Raw genomic sequence first — 314 nt, forward strand, 5'->3', positions numbered from 1 at the left:
CCATCGATCGCATCACCCGGCTTGATATAACCGTAGGAGGTGCGCGGTTCGGTCGGCACCAGGCCGAAGACGACAATATTGCCCTGATCGGCGGCTTTTGCGCCGAGTTTCACGGCGTCGGAGAACTTGTCGGCATCGAGCACAACATGGTCGGCGGCAAGCGCCAGCACCAGGCATCCGGGCTCACGGCGCTCGGCCAGCACGGCGGCGGCAGCCATGGCGGCGGCGCTGTCGCGGCGGGCGGGCTCCAGCACCACGGTTGCCCGCAGATCGATCTCTTCGGCCTGACGGCGGGCGAAGAAACGGAAATCCTC

Annotated in this window: 1 protein-coding gene; it reads right to left on the reverse strand. The window is 66.6% G+C overall.

All coding sequences use genetic code 11. From position 1 onward, the window contains the following. The coding region (locus tag L904_RS23500) for a sugar phosphate nucleotidyltransferase (RefSeq protein ID WP_245289729.1) at positions 1-314 on the reverse strand (314 nt) is incomplete at both ends.

This window comes from Agrobacterium sp. LY4 (assembly GCF_001526585.1).
Classification (GTDB): Bacteria; Pseudomonadota; Alphaproteobacteria; order Rhizobiales; family Rhizobiaceae; genus Agrobacterium; species Agrobacterium leguminum.